The organism is Treponema sp. OMZ 906, assembly GCF_024181185.1.
GTDB lineage: Bacteria > Spirochaetota > Spirochaetia > Treponematales > Treponemataceae > Treponema.
In genome coordinates, this window is the sequence record NZ_CP051196.1 from 1,244,227 (window position 1) to 1,260,078 (window position 15,852).

Here is a 15,852-nt window from a genome sequence, read left to right on the forward strand (position 1 = left end):
CCGATGTGTGGGATGAAGAAGCTGTTTCCTCTGTTATGCAGTCTGTTCCTTTCGTTATCTTGTACGGCACAAACGGCAGAGCAAGGCGGCAGTGTAAAAACTACCGACATCGCATCGGGAGGACGGATGAAAGTTGAAGATATTACCGCGCAAACCGTGATTGACCGCGTTATCGCCGATACTGGTTTTTCTCCGTGGGGTAGGCTCCTCTTTCCAGCGGATTCAGGTTATTGGAGCGGAACGACACTCGGCACTTTGCAGTTGAGATGGTACAGCCATATCGATGCAGCAAAGACGGTAGAGATTATCCGTTATTTTAAAGCTCAAACCCTCCGGGGCGAGCCGGTTTTTTTCGATATCTACACGGAAGCGGAAAAACAGCGCGATCCGCGAAAACGGAATACCGGGCTCTTTTTCTTTCGTGGTAAGAAAGGTGCAAAAAGTGCAATCTGCAGTGCAGGCGGCGGCTTTGTATATGTCGGGGCAATGCATGACAGTTTCCCTCACGCACTGGAACTTTCCAAGCGCGGGTACAATGCCTTTGCCCTCATCTATCGCCCCGGCTCGCAAACAGCCTGCGAAGATTTAGCTCGAGCGGTTGCCTTTATTCATGAACACGCTGGGGAATTGCAGCTCGATTCCACAGATTATTCTCTGTGGGGCGGTTCAGCGGGTGCGCGGATGGCAGCATGGCTCGGCAGTTTGGGGACGGAACGATTCGGCGAAAAAAAATACCCGCGTCCAGCTGCCGTCATCATGCAGTACACAGGACTTTCGGAAGTGCACGGTAACGAACCGCCGACATACGCCTGTGTCGGAACCGCAGATGGTATCTCAAGTTTTCGGGTGATGGAAGATCGCATCCGGCGGATCAAATCGAACGGAACCGACGCGGAAATAGAAATCTTTGAAGGCTTGCCGCATGGGTTTGGCTTGGGAACCGGCACAGTTGCCGAAGGGTGGATCGATAACGCGGTACAAGTTTGGGAGCGGAACATTCAAAAGCGGTAATCTTTTGAATGTTCCGAATGATGGGTATATTATCACCGTTTCAAAATTTCAATCAACACCCCCGATGCAGGGGATAATCTTTGTACGAATGAAGGAAGCTATATGAAAAAATTGACCATTCTTATGATGCCGATTTTTACGTGCGTGCTATCTTGCACATCAGCGGAGACAAAAATGACTACATTGTTACAAAATTATACAGTAACAACAGCTATTCCCAAGGCGTATTTTTCTACTGCCGCAAAACAGGGAACAGTGCATCTGATTGAGTATGCCACCCATGATTACACGCAAGCCGCCCGTCCGGCAATTACAAAGAAAGCATACGTTTATCTTCCTTACGGGTATAACGCGGATGATACAAAAGTACGCTATAATACTCTTTTTTATATGCACGGGTGGACAGGGATAGCCGGTGAACTGTTTACAATAGGGAACGGTTTTATCAAAAATATGTTCGATGTTATGATTGAAAAGGGGGATATTCAGCCGCTCATCATTGTTGCTGCAACATTTGATAATGATAATGCCCCACAGGATTTTTCACGCAGTGTTGATGAACTGGGGATATTTCATCATGATTTCCGGAATGCCTTGCTGCCGTTTATCGATTCTCATTTTAATACCAATGCAGTACGGAATAGCCGGGCATTCAGCGGTTTTTCGCTCGGGGCTGTGACCACGTGGTATGAATTTTGCTACAACAGCGATCTTATCAAGTATTTTCTTCCATTGAGCGGCGACTGCTGGATTATGGGGACGTATGGCGGGCGGTATCAACCTCAAGCAACAACTGACCGGCTTGAACAGCTCGTGCAAGAAAAAGGATGCACTGCTGCAGATTATGAAATATATGCCGCAGTCGGTACCCGCGATCCTATCTGGGATCAGGTAAACAATCAGCTGACTGAAATGCTGGCTCGCCGCACCTTCAGCGGGGGAAATGTACGCTACGCTGTCAAACAAGGCGGTCGCCATGACTACGATGCAATCGCTGAATATCTGTACAACGCACTGCCGCTGTATTTTGGACGTTAGTACTTGTATATCTCAAAGCATCAACGAACGGCAGAAACAAAAACAGGAGCATTTGCACAGTCGGCGTTTTGTACCCATGCCGGAAGCGGGCTTTCAAATACGGTAAAAACGATTGCATCGAAGTGTCCGCGGGCAACGGTTCTGAACGGCTTTGCAATGAGCGGTCAGACGGCTCAAAACTCGCAAGCGGCAGCCAAGCGTGATACACTCAAGTGGATTGACGGCATTAAATTGAAATAAGCTCTTTGGAGGAAACGATGGCAAAGACATTGATCGCATATTTTTCCCATACGGGAGAAAATTACTTTGGCGGACAAATATGTGCTATCAGTAAAGGTAACACAGCGGTTGCTGCAGAGTTTGCACAAAAAGCAAGCGGCGGAGATTTGTTTGAAATTCGCACGGTAAAAGACTATCCCGTAAACTACAAGCAGTGTACGGATATTGCAGCGGAGGAGAGCAGAACGAATGCCCGTCCCGAACTGCGAGGTACACTTCCCGATATCAGTGGCTATGATACCATTGTGTTAGGATATCCGTGCTGGTGGGGAACCATGCCGCAAGCGGTATTTACATTTTTGGAAAGCGCAGATTTTAGCGGAAAAAAGATACTGCCCTTTTGTACACACGAAGGAAGCGGGATGGAACGCAGCGAAAGTGACATCAAAAAACTCTGTCCTGCGGCAACGGTAGTGCGGGGTCTTGCAATAACCGGTTCTTCCTGCGCATCCTCGGAAGCGGCGATAAAAAAATGGCTTAGTGCAAACGGCATGTAAAATTTAGGAGCCGGAGCTGTGGTTACAAAAGACGTACCTGATTACGCGGTTGGTGCTGCAAATCCCGGACGGATTTTTAAAACACGCGATGCGGATAAATGTAAGGAATAGACGAATGCAGATGAAGCACACGGGAGCACTGATGATGAAAAAAAGTACGCTCCGAATAATGATAGATAGTGCGATGACGCTTATTTCACTGATGCTGATAGGCGGCAATTACTTTTTTCCATGGACAGGTGTGCATGAAATTTTAGGCGTTTCGCTGTTTGTGTTCTGGGGAACTCATGTCGCATTGAACCGGCGTTGGTATGCCTCGCTTGTAAAAGGCCCGTACCGGCCGTTCCGCATTATGCAGACAATCGTAAACTGCGGTATTCTTGTATGCGCAGTATTTTTGATGATAAGCGGCATTATGCTTTCGCAGCATGTTTTTGCATTCCTGGGTATCAGCTCCGGTGCGAACTTTGCACGGATAGCACACATGCTCGCAAGTCATTGGTACTTTTTATTTATGTCGCTGCATATCGGGCTGCACGCAGGGATGATTTCTCGCCACATTGCGGCAAAGCATCAACGAACGTCAGAAACAAAGACGGAACCGTCTATACAGTCGATACGATTGAAAACGATTATATTGTATACGCTGCTTGCCGGTATTTGCACCTATGGTTTGTATGCATTTATTTCGCGCAGCGTATGGCGCTATCTCATTTTGCAGCAGCAGTTCTTTTTTCTCGATATGGAAAAAGGTTATGTCATATTCTTTACCGATTATACTGCAATCATCGTCCTGTTTGCAGCTTGTGCACATTACGGTGCAAAATTAACGAGGAGAAAGAATGAATAGCCGTGATGTAAAGTATCGGGGAGGGGGAATCAACAGTTACAAAAAAGTGCGTACTTGTACCGTGTTCGGGATTGCTTTATAGTAAAGAGAATTCGGTGTGCAAGCCGAAGTAAGCACTGGCGCATTGATTAGTGCGGTGGGGTACTACTCATATCCCGAGCCGAGAGTATTGACGTTCACATGAGGAGAGAAATATGGACGCACAAACCTGTTTGGAAAAGCTGCAATATGTTGGCGTTCTTGCCTTTGAAACCGTTGATGAGGATGGAAATCCGCAAGTACGCAATATCAGCGCCATTCATTACGAACCGGACGCACTGTATTTTTTTACGGCAAGGGGAAAGGATTTTTGCAAAGAGCTGCTTGCTGATGGGCGTGTTCAAGTTCTTGGCTATACACGGTATAAAGAAATGATCCGCCTTTCGGCAAAGGCTGCACCAGCCGCGCAGGACAAACAAAAATATTGGATTGACACCATTTTCTCCGAACAGCCTTATCTTTCCAACGTTTATCCCGGAGACACACGTAATATCGGGATTATATTTGAAATCTGTAATGCGACTATTGAATATTTCAATCTTGGCGTAAATCCTATTTTCCGAGAGAGCTATGTAATCGGCAGCGGTAAAATTACCGCAAAGGGATATACCATAACAGATGCCTGTATCGGATGCGGAACCTGTACACAAAACTGCCCGCAAAGCTGTATTTCGGAAATTAGCTTTTGCAGAACAAATCGGTCATTTAACAGACTGTAACAGTCTCTTTTGCATAGGAGAAAGAATGTGATAAAGCTTAACTGCTTTTTCCTTTTTGCATTTTATGTAATTCGGCGATATAACTCAACCCGAAAATCTCAATCTCGTCTAATACTTTTTGAAATTTAGTTCCCCATTTACTTAAAGAGTATTCAATATGAGGCGGGACTTCGGCAAAGACTTTTCGGTCGATCAGTTTATCTTTTTCAAGCTGACGCAGCTGTCTCGTTAAAACAGTTCGAGTTGTTGCAGGCATTAATCTTTGAAGTTCATTAAACCTTTTTGTGCCCTTACTCAGATGATATAAAATTATAATCGCTCATAAGATTTGAAAAACCGAATTTTTTTGATCTATAATTTCTAATCTTCAATTTTTATAAAATCTTTCCCGTCCCACCGGTAAGATATGCGCTTGATTCTGGGAGCCGATTCCTTGCCGTTTTCCCATCTTATATAAGTATTGATATGTTCTATCCTGTCTCCGTTAAATTCAAATTTTTCGACTGTTTCATGGTGTGTTTCAGACCAACTGTTGGAAAGCGTCGCAAAATATTTTAATGCTCCGTTTGCAAAATAAAAATACCGTGCTTTAGACCAGCCGTCGCCTCCAACGCTTGAATCGCCGAAGCCGCTTATTGCAACAAGAAACGATACATTCGGCACCAAATCTTCGCATTTGACTATCGAATAAGACGTATCTTCCGCAATGGGTTTTTTATAAAATTTTTCTAAATCAATATGCTCAATATGTGATTTTTTTATCAGCACATGATTTTTATTTACATTATAAAAACTTGGATGGACATCGGAAACCGCCCCTCCTTTACGTTCGGTAATGCAAAGACATGCAAAAATCTCATCTTCCCCGTCGTTATCGAGATCCCCTACAGCCTCTTTGCAGGAAATATATCGACCGCAGATATAACCCGTCCCTTGGGCGCAGGAGATTTTGTACCACGGTGCATAATAGCTTTCCTCTAAAAGCCATTCCCAATCTTTACTCCATTTGATAATACGAACTGCATCGCCTGCATTCAGCTGAAACAGTTTTTCGCCGGAAAGGCTCGGCGTCGAGCGGACATTCACTTTGTTATCTATGACATAATGATCCCAGCTCTTGGCGTAATCTACGGCGATGTACTTTTGTGCATACAAGCCGAGTGAACTCATAATAAACAGCAAACAACAAATCGGTTTATTCATTTTTATAGTCTCCCAAATATATTCTGCGTTATCCCTTTTTAAGGTCAAGAGAGTATCGGGAATGCGGCAGATACACCTATAATAACAAAAATTTCGTTAAACTGTTATAACGGCAACGGAAATGTCTTCAATGAATTCCGCCATGATGTACGATGACTTGCCTGCGCCGAAGGTGAAAGTGAAAAAAAAGCAATCAATAAGTCCATATCGGCAAGGTATTCACCTTTCTTTTCCTGTTTGCTTTGATATTTTCAAGTACTTCAATGATCACCTGATTAAGTTCAATAACCGGGAATCTGTATATGATTAACCGCGATCATACTTTACTGCTGCCGGTTAATGCAAAAAGCCCTGCATGCCGAAATCCATGAGCGTCGCCGAAATTTCGATTATCCTTTCGAGCGGAATTTTTCGTCCGTCCCGAACCCATTGCCGATACAGATAGAGCGGCGTATTGAAAAAAGCGCGGACGATATTTTCTTCATATTCGTTTTTGCAGGGCAAGACGGAAGATTGTTTGTAGGTTTTTGCTAAAACTCTATTTTGCATGCGTTCGCGAATATAATCGAAGCGGCTGTCACAGGTAACCTTTTTGAAAAACTCGTCCTGCGCTTCCATATATTCGAAAAAGCTTCGCACTAATACAGCCCCGTCGTTTTTATAATCGTAGCCGGCGATAAGAGCGCTGTAGCGGTCGGAATGTTCGGTTTGAATTTCGTGCAGTACATCGTCGGGAGAATCGTAGTGCAGATAAAACGTATTGCGGTTTATGCCGGCACGTTCAGCGATCTCTTTTACCGTGATTTTTTCATACGGGAGCTCGCATACCATATCTTTAAATACCGCGCGAATCGCATCTTTTGTACGTTCGACGCGGCGATCGCTCTTTTGTTCGCTCATGACTCCTCTGAGTTTTTAGGCATTTTTGCGGATATGCCGCTTATCGAACAGTATACCGGAAAATGCACATCGGAAAAAGTCGTCCGCATGCTATATTTATATTGTAATGCGAAAGGCAAAACTTTCTGCAAATATTTTATTCAGGAGGAAATGATGAAAATGAAAACGTTTTTTGCGGCGGCGTTTGCCGCACTTATGGCTGTCGGCGCGGCAAGCACACAGACAAAATCGAAATCGCTCGTCTTATATTTTTCTCTTGTGGGCGAACAGTACGCGGTCGGGAACATCAAAGAAGGAAATACCGCCATCATCGCGAAGATGATTGCCGAGCAAACGGGTGCGGATATTTTCGAACTTGAAACCGCTGCGGCGTATCCGATTAACGACCATAAAGCCCTGCTTGATACGGCAAAGGCCGAATTGAACCGCAAAGCACGTCCCGCGCTCAAAGCCGACGTACCGAACTTCGACAGTTACGACACTATTTATATCGGTTATCCCATTTGGTGGGGTGATCTTCCGATGTGTATTTATACGTTTATGGAATCCCATCAATGGAACGGTAAAACCGTCATTCCGTTTTGTACCCAGGAAGGCAGCTCCCTTGCCGGAACCGAAAGCAGCATCCGTTCTACGTGTAAGGGAGCAACGCTGCTGAAAGGGCTTGCCGTTCGAGGAAGTACAGCGCAAAACAATCGCACCGCCGCAAGAAAATCCGTACAGGATTGGCTTAAACAAATCGGAAAATAATAAGTTTTGGTGAGCTTGTTTTGAATAGTAAACATTTTTTTTGGAGGAAACGATGGCAAAGACATTAATCGCATATTTTTCCCATACGGGAGAAAATTACTTTGGCGGACAATCAGTAAAGGAAATACGGCAGTTGCTGCAGAGTTTGCTCAAAAAGCAGTCGGCGGCGATTTGTTTGAAATCCGTACCGTAAAAGACTATCCGGTAAACTACAAGCAGTGTACGGATATCGCCGCGGAGGAGGGAAGAACGAATGCCCACCCCGAACTGCGCGGTACGCTTCCCGATATGAGTGGCTACAATACGATCATTACGAAATATGCAGTTCTGTATAAGGATATACATTTTCAGAAGCGGCATGGATGCCATCGCAACCAAATATACATCCATGTACATTTGGTTGCTTCGAGTTTTTCCTTGAGAAAAACTCGATACTGCATGGAACCACTGACATCCTGTCAGTACAGCGCTATTTTTTGTTCCACAAAAAACTCGCAAGGCAAAAATGTACAAGGATGTACATTTTTGACGTTGTGGGATGGGACGCAGCGAAAGTGACATCAAAAAACTCTGTCCTGCGGCAACGGTAGCACGGGGGCTTGCAATAACCGGTTCTTCCTGCGCATCCTCGGAAGCGGCGATAAAGAAATGGCTTAGCGCAAACGGCATGTAAAATTTAGGAGCCGGAGCTGTGGTTACAAAAGACGTACCTGATTACGCGGTTGGTGCTGCAAATCCCGGACGGATTTTTAAAACACGCGATGCGGATAAGTGTAAGGAATAGACGAATGCAGATGAAGCACACGGGAGCACTGATGATGAAACAAAGTACGCTCCGAATGATGATAGATAGTGCGATGACGCTTATTTCACTGATGCTGATAGGCGGCAATTACTTTTTTCCATGGACAGGTGTGCATGAAATTTTAGGCGTTTCGCTGTTTGTGTTCTGGGGAACTCATGTCGCATTGAACCGGCGTTGGTATGCCTCGCTTGTAAAAGGCCCGTACCGGCCGTTCCGCATTATGCAGACAATCGTAAACTGCGGTATTCTTGTATGCGCAGTATTTTTGATGATAAGCGGCATTATGCTTTCGCAGCATGTTTTTGTCTTCTTTCTCGATATGGAAAAAGGTTATGTTATATTCTTTACCGATTATAGTGCAATTATCGTACTGTTTGCAGCTTGTGCACATTACGGTGCAAAATTAACGAGGAGAAAAAATGAATAGCCGTGATGTGCAGTATGGGGAGGGAGAATCAACAGTTACCTGTAGTTTTCGTGATAATGTAAAAAGGCTTGCTAATCCCACTGTTTTATAATATACTTGCAAATATACTTGATTTTTATAATAAACTGTTTTACACTTGGATAAAAAGAGGTACGAATATGCCGCAGTTATCATTATATGTTACGCAAGAGCAGCTTCTCAAAATTGAAAACGAAGCTCATGCGGAAAATATGTCACTTTCAAAGTGGGTCGTAAGCAAAATCATGGAAAGAATAGAGCCTCATTATCCGGAGGGCTGGGCTGATCTGTTCGGCTCTGTTTCTGACCCGTCATTTACGAGACCTGATCAGCCAAAACTTGAAACGCGAGAGGCTTTTTAATGTATTTTATAGACTCAAATACGTGCATTTACTTTATGAATGGAAAGTTTCCATCTGTCCGCGAAAAATTCTTATCAGTTTCGCCAAAAGAGATAAAAATTTCTTCAGTGGTAAAAGGAGAACTTTTGCTTGGCGCTTTTAAAAGCCAGACAAGAGAAAAGACTACGGAGAAAGTGGAAAAATTTTTAAAGCCGTTTGAAATTGTGAATTTTACAGGTAAAATGGCTTACTCCTATGCAGAAATCCGAAAAGATTTGGAGCTTGCAGGTACACCGATAGGCGCAAATGATTTACTGATTGCTGCTACCGTTCTTCATGAAAAAGGGACTCTTATTACTCATAATGCGAACGAATTTTCAAGAGTAAACGGCTTGAAAATTGAAGATTGGGTAGTAGATTGAACATATTAGATCTTTACCCCATCCTTGAACGATTCTCCGACACGCTCCAAAACAGAAGTTTCCGGCTTTCACAGCAATTTTCCTACGCAAGCCGACATCGATTCAATTTTCAGCTTTTTAACCGAGCATACCTTACAGCCGCTTATCGGTGCACACTTTGCGTTCCGCGATATTGCCCAAGCCTGCGCAGTATGCGACGGCGGTAAGGTAAACGGGAAAATCGTCGTTGAGCTGTAAGGCGCGGAGTAGATGCGCCGTATATTTTCAAAAGGGCTAGTTTTTTGTTCCGCTCAGCATATCCTCGATAAATTCTGCAGGGCATAATTCTTTGTTCAGAATTTTGTAGAGTCCGGTGCAAAGCGGAAGCTTTAAGTCGTATTTTACGGCAATCTTACTGAGGTACGCGCACGCGACGATGCCTTCCGGTAAATAGCCGATAGTACCGATTTGCGCAATAAGGTCATCGATGCCGCTAAAACCGTCTAAGACGGCTGCGGTGATAATTTCGCGGCCGAATTTACGGTTTCTACCGTATTTGCTGCGGCACGTCACATCAAGGTCTCCGATACCCGAAATCGATGTAAATGTTTCAGGATGCGTTGCTCCCATTGCTCTCCCGATAATTTGAATTTCGTTCAAACCGGCTGCTAATAAAAGCGATTCGGTATTGTCGCCGAAAAAGTCTGAATGTTCAGTTAGCGCATCAAGCATGCCGAATGCAATGGCGATCACGTTCTTTGTCGCTGCGCATACCTGTACACCTACGATATCAAGACTTGAGTATACCAGTAGACTACGCGATTTAAGAATTTCGCGGCAACGGATGGAGCTTAAGGGATTTTTTGAAGCTGCAATAAGACCGGTGAGCTTTCCGGCGGCAACTTCTTCTCCGTGACTTGGACCTGCGACATAGACGAGGTGATCTCGATAAAAATCGGGTAATTTTTTTTCAAGAGATTCGATGATTAAATGCGGTTCTCTGTGCTCATCGGGGATAAATCCTTTGGTAAGTACAGCGATGAGTGGATATGTCTCTGTACCGGTATCGGTATTAAAAGGAGGAATCGTTAAGAGTCGGTTTACGATATCCATTAAATAGAGGGAGGGGCTTGCTAAAAAGAGTACAGCTGCATCCTTGCATACTTCTTGCATATCGGTAGAAGCGGAGATCGTTGGCGGTAAGATATAGTTCGGTAAATATTTTTTATTGATATGCTCGGTATTGATGCTTGAGCATGCATCCTCACTCCGATTCCAGAGCATGACACGATGCCCGTTTCGACCGAGTGTACAAGCTATTGCCGTTCCCCATGAACCTGCGCCGAGAATAGCGATTTTTTCATTCATAACAATCTTCTCTCTTATGGGAACCTCTAAAAATCTCAGCTTTTTAGAGGTTTTTTAGTATATAAATTCTACCGGTTCCGTTCTTTCTTTCGGTGCCGGTTTTTCTGCTGGGTATCCCAATGCAACAAAGCCGCATATTATATGATTGTGCGGAATATGAAAGGAGTCGAGTATCTTCCTGATTTCCGGTTCATTACATTTATCACGCAATTGGTTAATCCAGACGGCGCCCAACCCAAGGGATTCCGCAGCTAAATAAGTATTTTCGATTGCGCAAGACGAATCGCATTGGCCGTATATGTCGTCCTCTGCAAAACTAATCAAGAGAATAGCATCGCAGTCGTATATACGGTAATCGCTGCGGTTATGCACTTTTGCGATCGCCTGTGCAAGTTGTTGAATTTTTTCCCGATTGTGTACAACCGTAAATTTTCGTGCTTGTCTGTTTTTTCCTGTTGGAGCAGCTTTTGCGCAGTCGGCAATGAGTTTTAGTTTTTCATCTTCAATTCTTTGATCGGTAAATTTACGCACGCTTATCCGTGTTAAAATTGCGTTGATCACTTCGTTCATATTGGGAGCCTCCGTATTTCTTCATTTTACATCGTTTATAGTATAAAGGCAAAGGGTTCTTTAAAAGGCAACGGTATCTATTATTCTGCTGGGGTATTCAAGAGAGCGCCTGATGTGTTGTCTTTTATAACAATACCGACATTGCTTGCAACACGGATATGGATATTCCAGCTGCGAATGGGAGCGACAATATGCTGTGTCCTGTTTTCCTGTAGAACCAACGAGCTTGAACTGCCGCCGTCAAGTTGGAGCGCATCATCGGCACCGAGTTCCCGCATCAGCCTTGCAGTTTCTTCAAAAGAAAGACCTTGGCTTTTCCGTTTGTTTTCTCCTTCTACCACTACGACGAAGAGCGTCCGTCCGTTATCGGCAAGTCCGACGGTAGTTCGTGAATCGCGGCGGTGAAGTTTTTGCGGCAATACGGTACCGTTTCGAAGAATTGTCCAAAATCCGCCCACCGCATGGCGGACATCCGCCGATAGAAGACTCTCTGTTTGAGCGTCGATAATGCGGGCAGTTTTATCCGTATAAAAAAGCAGTGCACCGTAGCGTTCATGCGGCATACTCATTCGCCGGAAATCCGTAATATGAATACCGACAATAGTGCGGTACACACTGAAAAGCAGCGAGCGTGTTTTGAATGGAGCGGCATTAAAAGCGACAATTGTATTGTGTCTCAGCGCAAAATCCAGTGTCGTTTCGCCGCGGATATGCCCTCGGCTGTTTGTAAAGAGAGCCGGTTCCGAAGTTATAACGGAGACGGCCGGATTGAGTAAATCTATTTTTACGATATGGACGATAAGCGGAAGCTGCAGATCATGTATATCGGCAGCTTCAATGCCCGGTGATAGAGAACGCCAGCGTATCTCTTCCCGGGTGACAGGCTGATACGGCGTATCCGTATAGGTGGTAGGAACGGTTGTACATCCCGAAAAGCACCAAAGACAACACACTAATATCAGCAATGGGAATAGCGGAAGCATGCCTCCGGTACGGTTTTGTTTATACTGCATTCGTGCTTGTACGGATTGGAGGGGCGCCGGATACTTTTGTAACATAGAGCAAGTGTATCACAAGAGAGGATAAATTACAAACCTTAGGTTCCGTTTCATGATGCATACGGGTTCAGGGCTTGACAGTCCATCATAAATTTTCTATATTCAAGGACGAAATTTTTCATGAGGAGGCTTGAGGTATGGCTGGTGCTAGTAAAAACTCCCGTACTGCTGTCGCTACGCAGAAGTTTAGCTGCCCGTGTGGTGGTGAAGTTGTGCTAAAAACAATGGTTGAGAACGGAAAAATAAAAAATATCGCTGAATGTGCAAAATGTCATCGTATTGAACGCCGACCTAAAGATTTTAAATAATCTTACAAGATACACCGAAGTAAAAGGCTGCCATCGGGGTTACCGAAAGGTGGCTTTTTTTATATAGTTTACTGCTCAATGATTTGGTGAATAATTTATCGTACGTATTTAAATCATGATAGTTTAAACTTCTATTGAATAAGCGATTTGAAATCGTTATACTAGGAAAATGAAAGCCGTATTTCCTATCAAAGACATATTTTCCTCAACATAAACAACCGTATCCGCGCGGCTGAGGTCAACGTATTTATGTGAGAAATAACGGTAACAATTGCAAGATAAGGAAGAGATTATGAGCAAAGAATTTTTACCATACGACACGGTTCGTAACAACGGGTTCCGTTTGGCGCGTCAAATTTGGGAGGATGGTTTTATTCCTGATGTGATATATGTTTCGCTGCGAGGCGGTTCATCCTTGGGGAATGCTATTCATGAATGGTTTAAGATAGTAAATAAAGATGTGAAGCCTATTTTGTATGCCGCTGTTGTTGCTCATTCTTATTCCGATGCCAATCAACAGTCAAAGATGATGATTGACGGATGGACGTATTCACCCGAACATCTGCGGAGCGGCGATAAGATATTGTTGGTTGATGATATTTTCGATAGCGGCGCTACGATCAATTATCTTGTATCGGCTTTCTTGGAAAAAGGTATTCCGCGACGTGATATAAAGATAGCCGTTCATGATTATAAGGTTTTCCATAATAGAAAGAGTAGCGAACCTATTCAGCCGGATTACTGGTGCAGAAAGCATGATATCTATGCTGATAAAGACAGTCGTTGGATTCACTATATGAGCCATGAGTTGACCGGTTTAACTCCTGAAGAACTTGAAAAGCACTACTATGCACAATATCCCGAATTGCGCGAAATTTTTAAGGGTGTTTTATAAGAAACCGATGCATAGAAATCGTAAGCCGTTATTGTTTTTTTTTGTTTATTTTCTCTTTTCTCTTTCCCTTTTTGCTGCAGAGAATGGTTTAGCCTTGTATGTAGATGTTGCTGCAAGAACATCCGTCGAAAAAGGTACGGTCGATAGTCCGTTTGTTTCTCTTGAGCAGGCTGTTGCAGCAGTCCATAACCGAATAAACCGGCGAGGAGCTCCGGTAAAAAACGGTAAAGCTAAGCCTGTTTCTGTTTTTCTTCGTTCGGATGTGTATGTCGAGGAAGCTGTATTTCTTACTGTTCCGATTAAGATAATCGGTGAGAATAATCCGGTCATTACATTTGGAGAAAATGCCGGTTTTGTCGTTGAACGTACTTCATTGGAGATAACGGGATGCTCGGTAAAACGATCGGAACGGTTTACGGAACCACGTACCGTGCCTGTTTTATACGGCTCGAAGGCTTCCATTGTGCTGAATAAAGTTTCAATTACCGTAAATGAAGGGGGCGATGCAGTGATTCTGCGAAATAGCCGCATGACCTGTACCGACACATCTCTTACTTCCGAGCAACATGCGCAGGCAGTGCTGATACGTGCTGAAAAAAGTTCGCTTTCTGCCATTCGAAGTACTTTCTCGGCATCGGGGTTAGTGGCTTTGTGCTTTGATTTTGTGAAAACACAGGGTACGTTGACCGACATAGGTTGTAATCTTGCCGTGCAGTATACCGGAAGATTGGCTGAGCTTACCGATTCATCCGTGCAAATGCGGAAAGTACGCTGTTCGTATACGTCTCCTTTATTCGACATGATGGATGCGGCCGTCATTGCCGACAATGCTTCTAAAGCTGAATTGCCGGAATCTGTTGAATTAACCGGATTTGCGGAAGCGCTTGTCCGCAGATAACGTGTTGTACCGATAAATAGAGCATCACGGAAAGTACGGTGGGAATAAACAGAATAGGAATGATACTCGATGTTGTTTTGCGGTATTGATGAAGCGGGTAGGGGGGCGTTGGCAGGCCCCGTATACGCTGCAGCTGTTATTTTGCCCGATTCCTTTGACGTTTCTGTACTGGATGATTCAAAAAAACTATCTCCTAAACGCCGTGAAATCGCGCGGGCAGCTATTCTGAGCGGTGCGTTGTATTGGCAGATTGCATCGGTTCCTTCCGAACAAATAGATAAAATCAACATTTTACAAGCGACACTTACCGCAATGAAGGAAGCGTTTGAGGCTCTATTTGCACAGTATGGGCGAAATACTTCAAATACACTTGCCGATAGCGAAAAGGATTTAACGGTTATTGTTGACGGTAATCAACTGCCTGATATCGGCGGCAATTTCACGCTTATTGCGGAACCCAAGGCTGATGGGCGGTATCCGTGTGTGATGGCTGCTTCTATTTTGGCTAAAACCGAGCGGGATCACCGTATGATGGAATATCATAAACAATATCCGCTCTACCGATATGATTTGCATAAAGGCTATGGGACAAAATTGCACCGGTCTCTTATCGGGCTCTATGGCGCTTCGCCCATCCAGCGGCAGAGCTTTAAGTTCAAAAACGTTCAGACTAATCCTACAGATAAGTATTCATGAGGCGATAACTTCGCATTTTAAAGTATGATTAAGCTTTCTGCAACTTACATCTAAGTGAACCCTCTAAAAACTGCTTCGTCATCTATGTTAGCGGATACGATAATTCTTATGGAACAAACCGATAGGCGTGCTGTTTTTGGAGGTTTCCTTATTTCTTTTGCTCGGCGGTTGCGCCATCCTTTTTAGCTTCTGTCGGGGGCCTTTGCAAATTTTTTTGGAGCCTGCTTTGCAAGGAAGGAAGTTTCGGCTTTTGATATCGCACAATATAGAATACAAGGTTCAAGTATAATATAAGCAGTATGGTCACGATAATCACTTCGGGAGAAATAACCACATTCTTTATCAGGATAAAAAGTTGTGAGAAGCTCATATTAAAGGCATCGGCAATAGCGCAGATAACTTAAGATATTGATATTTCTATTTCTGCCTCTCAAATTCTGATATTCTACATATCATATTCTGACAGACGGTGCACTCATGATTGTATCCATATTCCGATGAGACCGTGTAAGGACGGTAGGAGAACAACGAAACAAGGGTTTCCTTTCATATATATCATTTAATATGAAGGTTTATAAGTTGTTATCATATAATGACTTGTTTAAAGAAATTTATTATTGAATTTTGCTGATTATTATCTCTCGGAAGCTATTCGGTTGTAGAAAAATCCTGTATATCTTTTTTTGGCATGTATCTTGCTATGACAAAACTACACATGGGAACCTCTAAAAACTCGGTTTTTAGAGGCCAAAATACCTTGATGCAGAGCGTCAGGGTATAT

22 protein-coding genes are annotated in these 15,852 nt (G+C 43.9%); 15 read left to right on the plus strand and 7 right to left on the minus strand.

Annotated elements, in window-relative coordinates; translation table 11 throughout:
- Nucleotides 1-12 precede the first annotated feature (12 nt).
- The 6 genes from E4N69_RS05515 (at nt 13) to E4N69_RS05540 (ending at nt 4,433) form a co-directional block, all read left to right on the plus strand.
- Nucleotides 13-1,011 (plus strand): alpha/beta hydrolase, encoded by a 999-nt coding sequence (locus E4N69_RS05515; RefSeq protein ID WP_253824759.1) that lies wholly within the window; start codon nt 13-15, stop codon nt 1,009-1,011.
- A gap of 174 nt (nt 1,012-1,185) precedes the next feature.
- A complete protein-coding gene (locus tag E4N69_RS05520) occupies nt 1,186-2,049 on the plus strand; it encodes an alpha/beta hydrolase (protein ID WP_253824760.1) in 864 nt (287 codons plus the stop codon).
- A 3-nt stretch (nt 2,050-2,052) separates the two neighbouring features.
- The gene (locus tag E4N69_RS05525; RefSeq protein ID WP_253824761.1) at nt 2,053-2,289 is read left to right on the plus strand and encodes an NADPH-dependent FMN reductase family protein; all 237 of its coding nucleotides are present in this window, start codon (nt 2,053-2,055) and stop codon (nt 2,287-2,289) included.
- Nucleotides 2,290-2,306: 17 nt separating this feature from the next.
- A complete protein-coding gene (locus E4N69_RS05530; protein ID WP_253824762.1) occupies nt 2,307-2,825 on the plus strand; it encodes a flavodoxin in 519 nt (172 codons plus the stop codon).
- Nucleotides 2,826-2,940: 115 nt separating this feature from the next.
- Nucleotides 2,941-3,675 carry a DUF4405 domain-containing protein gene (locus E4N69_RS05535; RefSeq protein ID WP_253824763.1) on the plus strand — a complete coding sequence of 245 codons (735 nt, stop codon included), beginning with the start codon at nt 2,941-2,943 and terminating at the stop codon, nt 3,673-3,675.
- 194 nt (nt 3,676-3,869) lie between these two features.
- Nucleotides 3,870-4,433, plus strand: coding sequence for a pyridoxamine 5'-phosphate oxidase family protein (locus tag E4N69_RS05540; RefSeq protein ID WP_253824764.1), 564 nt, complete (start codon nt 3,870-3,872; stop codon nt 4,431-4,433).
- Nucleotides 4,434-4,470: 37 nt separating this feature from the next.
- Here the strand turns inward: E4N69_RS05540 and E4N69_RS05545 are convergent, their stop codons facing one another.
- The 3 genes from E4N69_RS05545 to E4N69_RS05555 form a co-directional block, all read right to left on the minus strand.
- Nucleotides 4,471-4,749 carry a winged helix-turn-helix transcriptional regulator gene (locus E4N69_RS05545; protein ID WP_371922148.1) on the minus strand — a complete coding sequence of 93 codons (279 nt, stop codon included), beginning with the start codon at nt 4,747-4,749 and terminating at the stop codon, nt 4,471-4,473.
- 44 nt (nt 4,750-4,793) lie between these two features.
- Nucleotides 4,794-5,636 carry an SH3 domain-containing protein gene (locus tag E4N69_RS05550; RefSeq protein ID WP_253824765.1) on the minus strand — a complete coding sequence of 281 codons (843 nt, stop codon included), beginning with the start codon at nt 5,634-5,636 and terminating at the stop codon, nt 4,794-4,796.
- A 336-nt stretch (nt 5,637-5,972) separates the two neighbouring features.
- Nucleotides 5,973-6,536, minus strand: coding sequence for a TetR/AcrR family transcriptional regulator (locus E4N69_RS05555; protein ID WP_253824766.1), 564 nt, complete (start codon nt 6,534-6,536; stop codon nt 5,973-5,975).
- A 159-nt stretch (nt 6,537-6,695) separates the two neighbouring features.
- Between E4N69_RS05555 and E4N69_RS05560 the strand changes: the two genes are divergently transcribed.
- Entirely contained in the window at nt 6,696-7,286 is a 591-nt protein-coding gene (locus tag E4N69_RS05560) for a flavodoxin (RefSeq protein ID WP_253824767.1), read from the plus strand.
- 96 nt (nt 7,287-7,382) lie between these two features.
- Here E4N69_RS05560 and E4N69_RS05565 read toward each other — a convergent pair whose 3' ends face one another.
- Nucleotides 7,383-7,955 (minus strand): hypothetical protein, encoded by a 573-nt coding sequence (locus E4N69_RS05565; RefSeq protein WP_253824768.1) that lies wholly within the window; start codon nt 7,953-7,955, stop codon nt 7,383-7,385.
- Between the two features lie 119 nt (nt 7,956-8,074).
- On the opposite strand from E4N69_RS05565, the gene E4N69_RS05570 reads away from it, so the two are divergent.
- The 4 genes from E4N69_RS05570 (at nt 8,075) to E4N69_RS05585 (ending at nt 9,536) form a co-directional block, all read left to right on the plus strand.
- Nucleotides 8,075-8,518, plus strand: a complete 444-nt coding sequence (locus E4N69_RS05570) for a hypothetical protein (protein ID WP_253824769.1) — start codon at nt 8,075-8,077, stop codon at nt 8,516-8,518.
- A 158-nt stretch (nt 8,519-8,676) separates the two neighbouring features.
- Nucleotides 8,677-8,898 carry a hypothetical protein gene (locus E4N69_RS05575; RefSeq protein WP_253824770.1) on the plus strand — a complete coding sequence of 74 codons (222 nt, stop codon included), beginning with the start codon at nt 8,677-8,679 and terminating at the stop codon, nt 8,896-8,898.
- On the plus strand, nt 8,898-9,299 hold the full coding sequence (locus E4N69_RS05580; protein ID WP_162663402.1) for a type II toxin-antitoxin system tRNA(fMet)-specific endonuclease VapC: 402 nt from the start codon (nt 8,898-8,900) through the stop codon (nt 9,297-9,299). The genes E4N69_RS05575 and E4N69_RS05580 overlap by 1 nt, the downstream gene beginning before the upstream one ends.
- A gap of 24 nt (nt 9,300-9,323) precedes the next feature.
- Nucleotides 9,324-9,536 (plus strand): zinc-binding dehydrogenase, encoded by a 213-nt coding sequence (locus E4N69_RS05585; protein WP_253824771.1) that lies wholly within the window; start codon nt 9,324-9,326, stop codon nt 9,534-9,536.
- Nucleotides 9,537-9,572: 36 nt separating this feature from the next.
- Here the strand turns inward: E4N69_RS05585 and E4N69_RS05590 are convergent, their stop codons facing one another.
- The 3 genes from E4N69_RS05590 to E4N69_RS05600 form a co-directional block, all read right to left on the minus strand.
- Nucleotides 9,573-10,646 (minus strand): NAD(P)H-dependent glycerol-3-phosphate dehydrogenase, encoded by a 1,074-nt coding sequence (locus E4N69_RS05590; protein ID WP_253715555.1) that lies wholly within the window; start codon nt 10,644-10,646, stop codon nt 9,573-9,575.
- Between the two features lie 54 nt (nt 10,647-10,700).
- Nucleotides 10,701-11,216 (minus strand): nitroreductase family protein, encoded by a 516-nt coding sequence (locus tag E4N69_RS05595; protein ID WP_253824772.1) that lies wholly within the window; start codon nt 11,214-11,216, stop codon nt 10,701-10,703.
- Between the two features lie 80 nt (nt 11,217-11,296).
- Complete coding sequence (locus E4N69_RS05600; protein WP_253824773.1) at nt 11,297-12,274, minus strand: phosphodiester glycosidase family protein; 978 nt, start codon at nt 12,272-12,274, stop codon at nt 11,297-11,299.
- Between the two features lie 137 nt (nt 12,275-12,411).
- On the opposite strand from E4N69_RS05600, the gene E4N69_RS05605 reads away from it, so the two are divergent.
- The 4 genes from E4N69_RS05605 (at nt 12,412) to E4N69_RS05620 (ending at nt 15,071) form a co-directional block, all read left to right on the plus strand.
- The gene (locus tag E4N69_RS05605) at nt 12,412-12,582 is read left to right on the plus strand and encodes a hypothetical protein (protein ID WP_006188141.1); all 171 of its coding nucleotides are present in this window, start codon (nt 12,412-12,414) and stop codon (nt 12,580-12,582) included.
- A gap of 292 nt (nt 12,583-12,874) precedes the next feature.
- Entirely contained in the window at nt 12,875-13,477 is a 603-nt protein-coding gene (locus tag E4N69_RS05610; protein WP_162663406.1) for a phosphoribosyltransferase, read from the plus strand.
- 7 nt (nt 13,478-13,484) lie between these two features.
- Nucleotides 13,485-14,375: a hypothetical protein gene (locus E4N69_RS05615; RefSeq protein WP_253824774.1), complete on the plus strand. Its 891-nt coding sequence runs from the start codon at nt 13,485-13,487 to the stop codon at nt 14,373-14,375.
- Between the two features lie 69 nt (nt 14,376-14,444).
- On the plus strand, nt 14,445-15,071 hold the full coding sequence (locus tag E4N69_RS05620; protein WP_253715558.1) for a ribonuclease HII: 627 nt from the start codon (nt 14,445-14,447) through the stop codon (nt 15,069-15,071).
- Nucleotides 15,072-15,852: the final 781 nt, after the last annotated feature.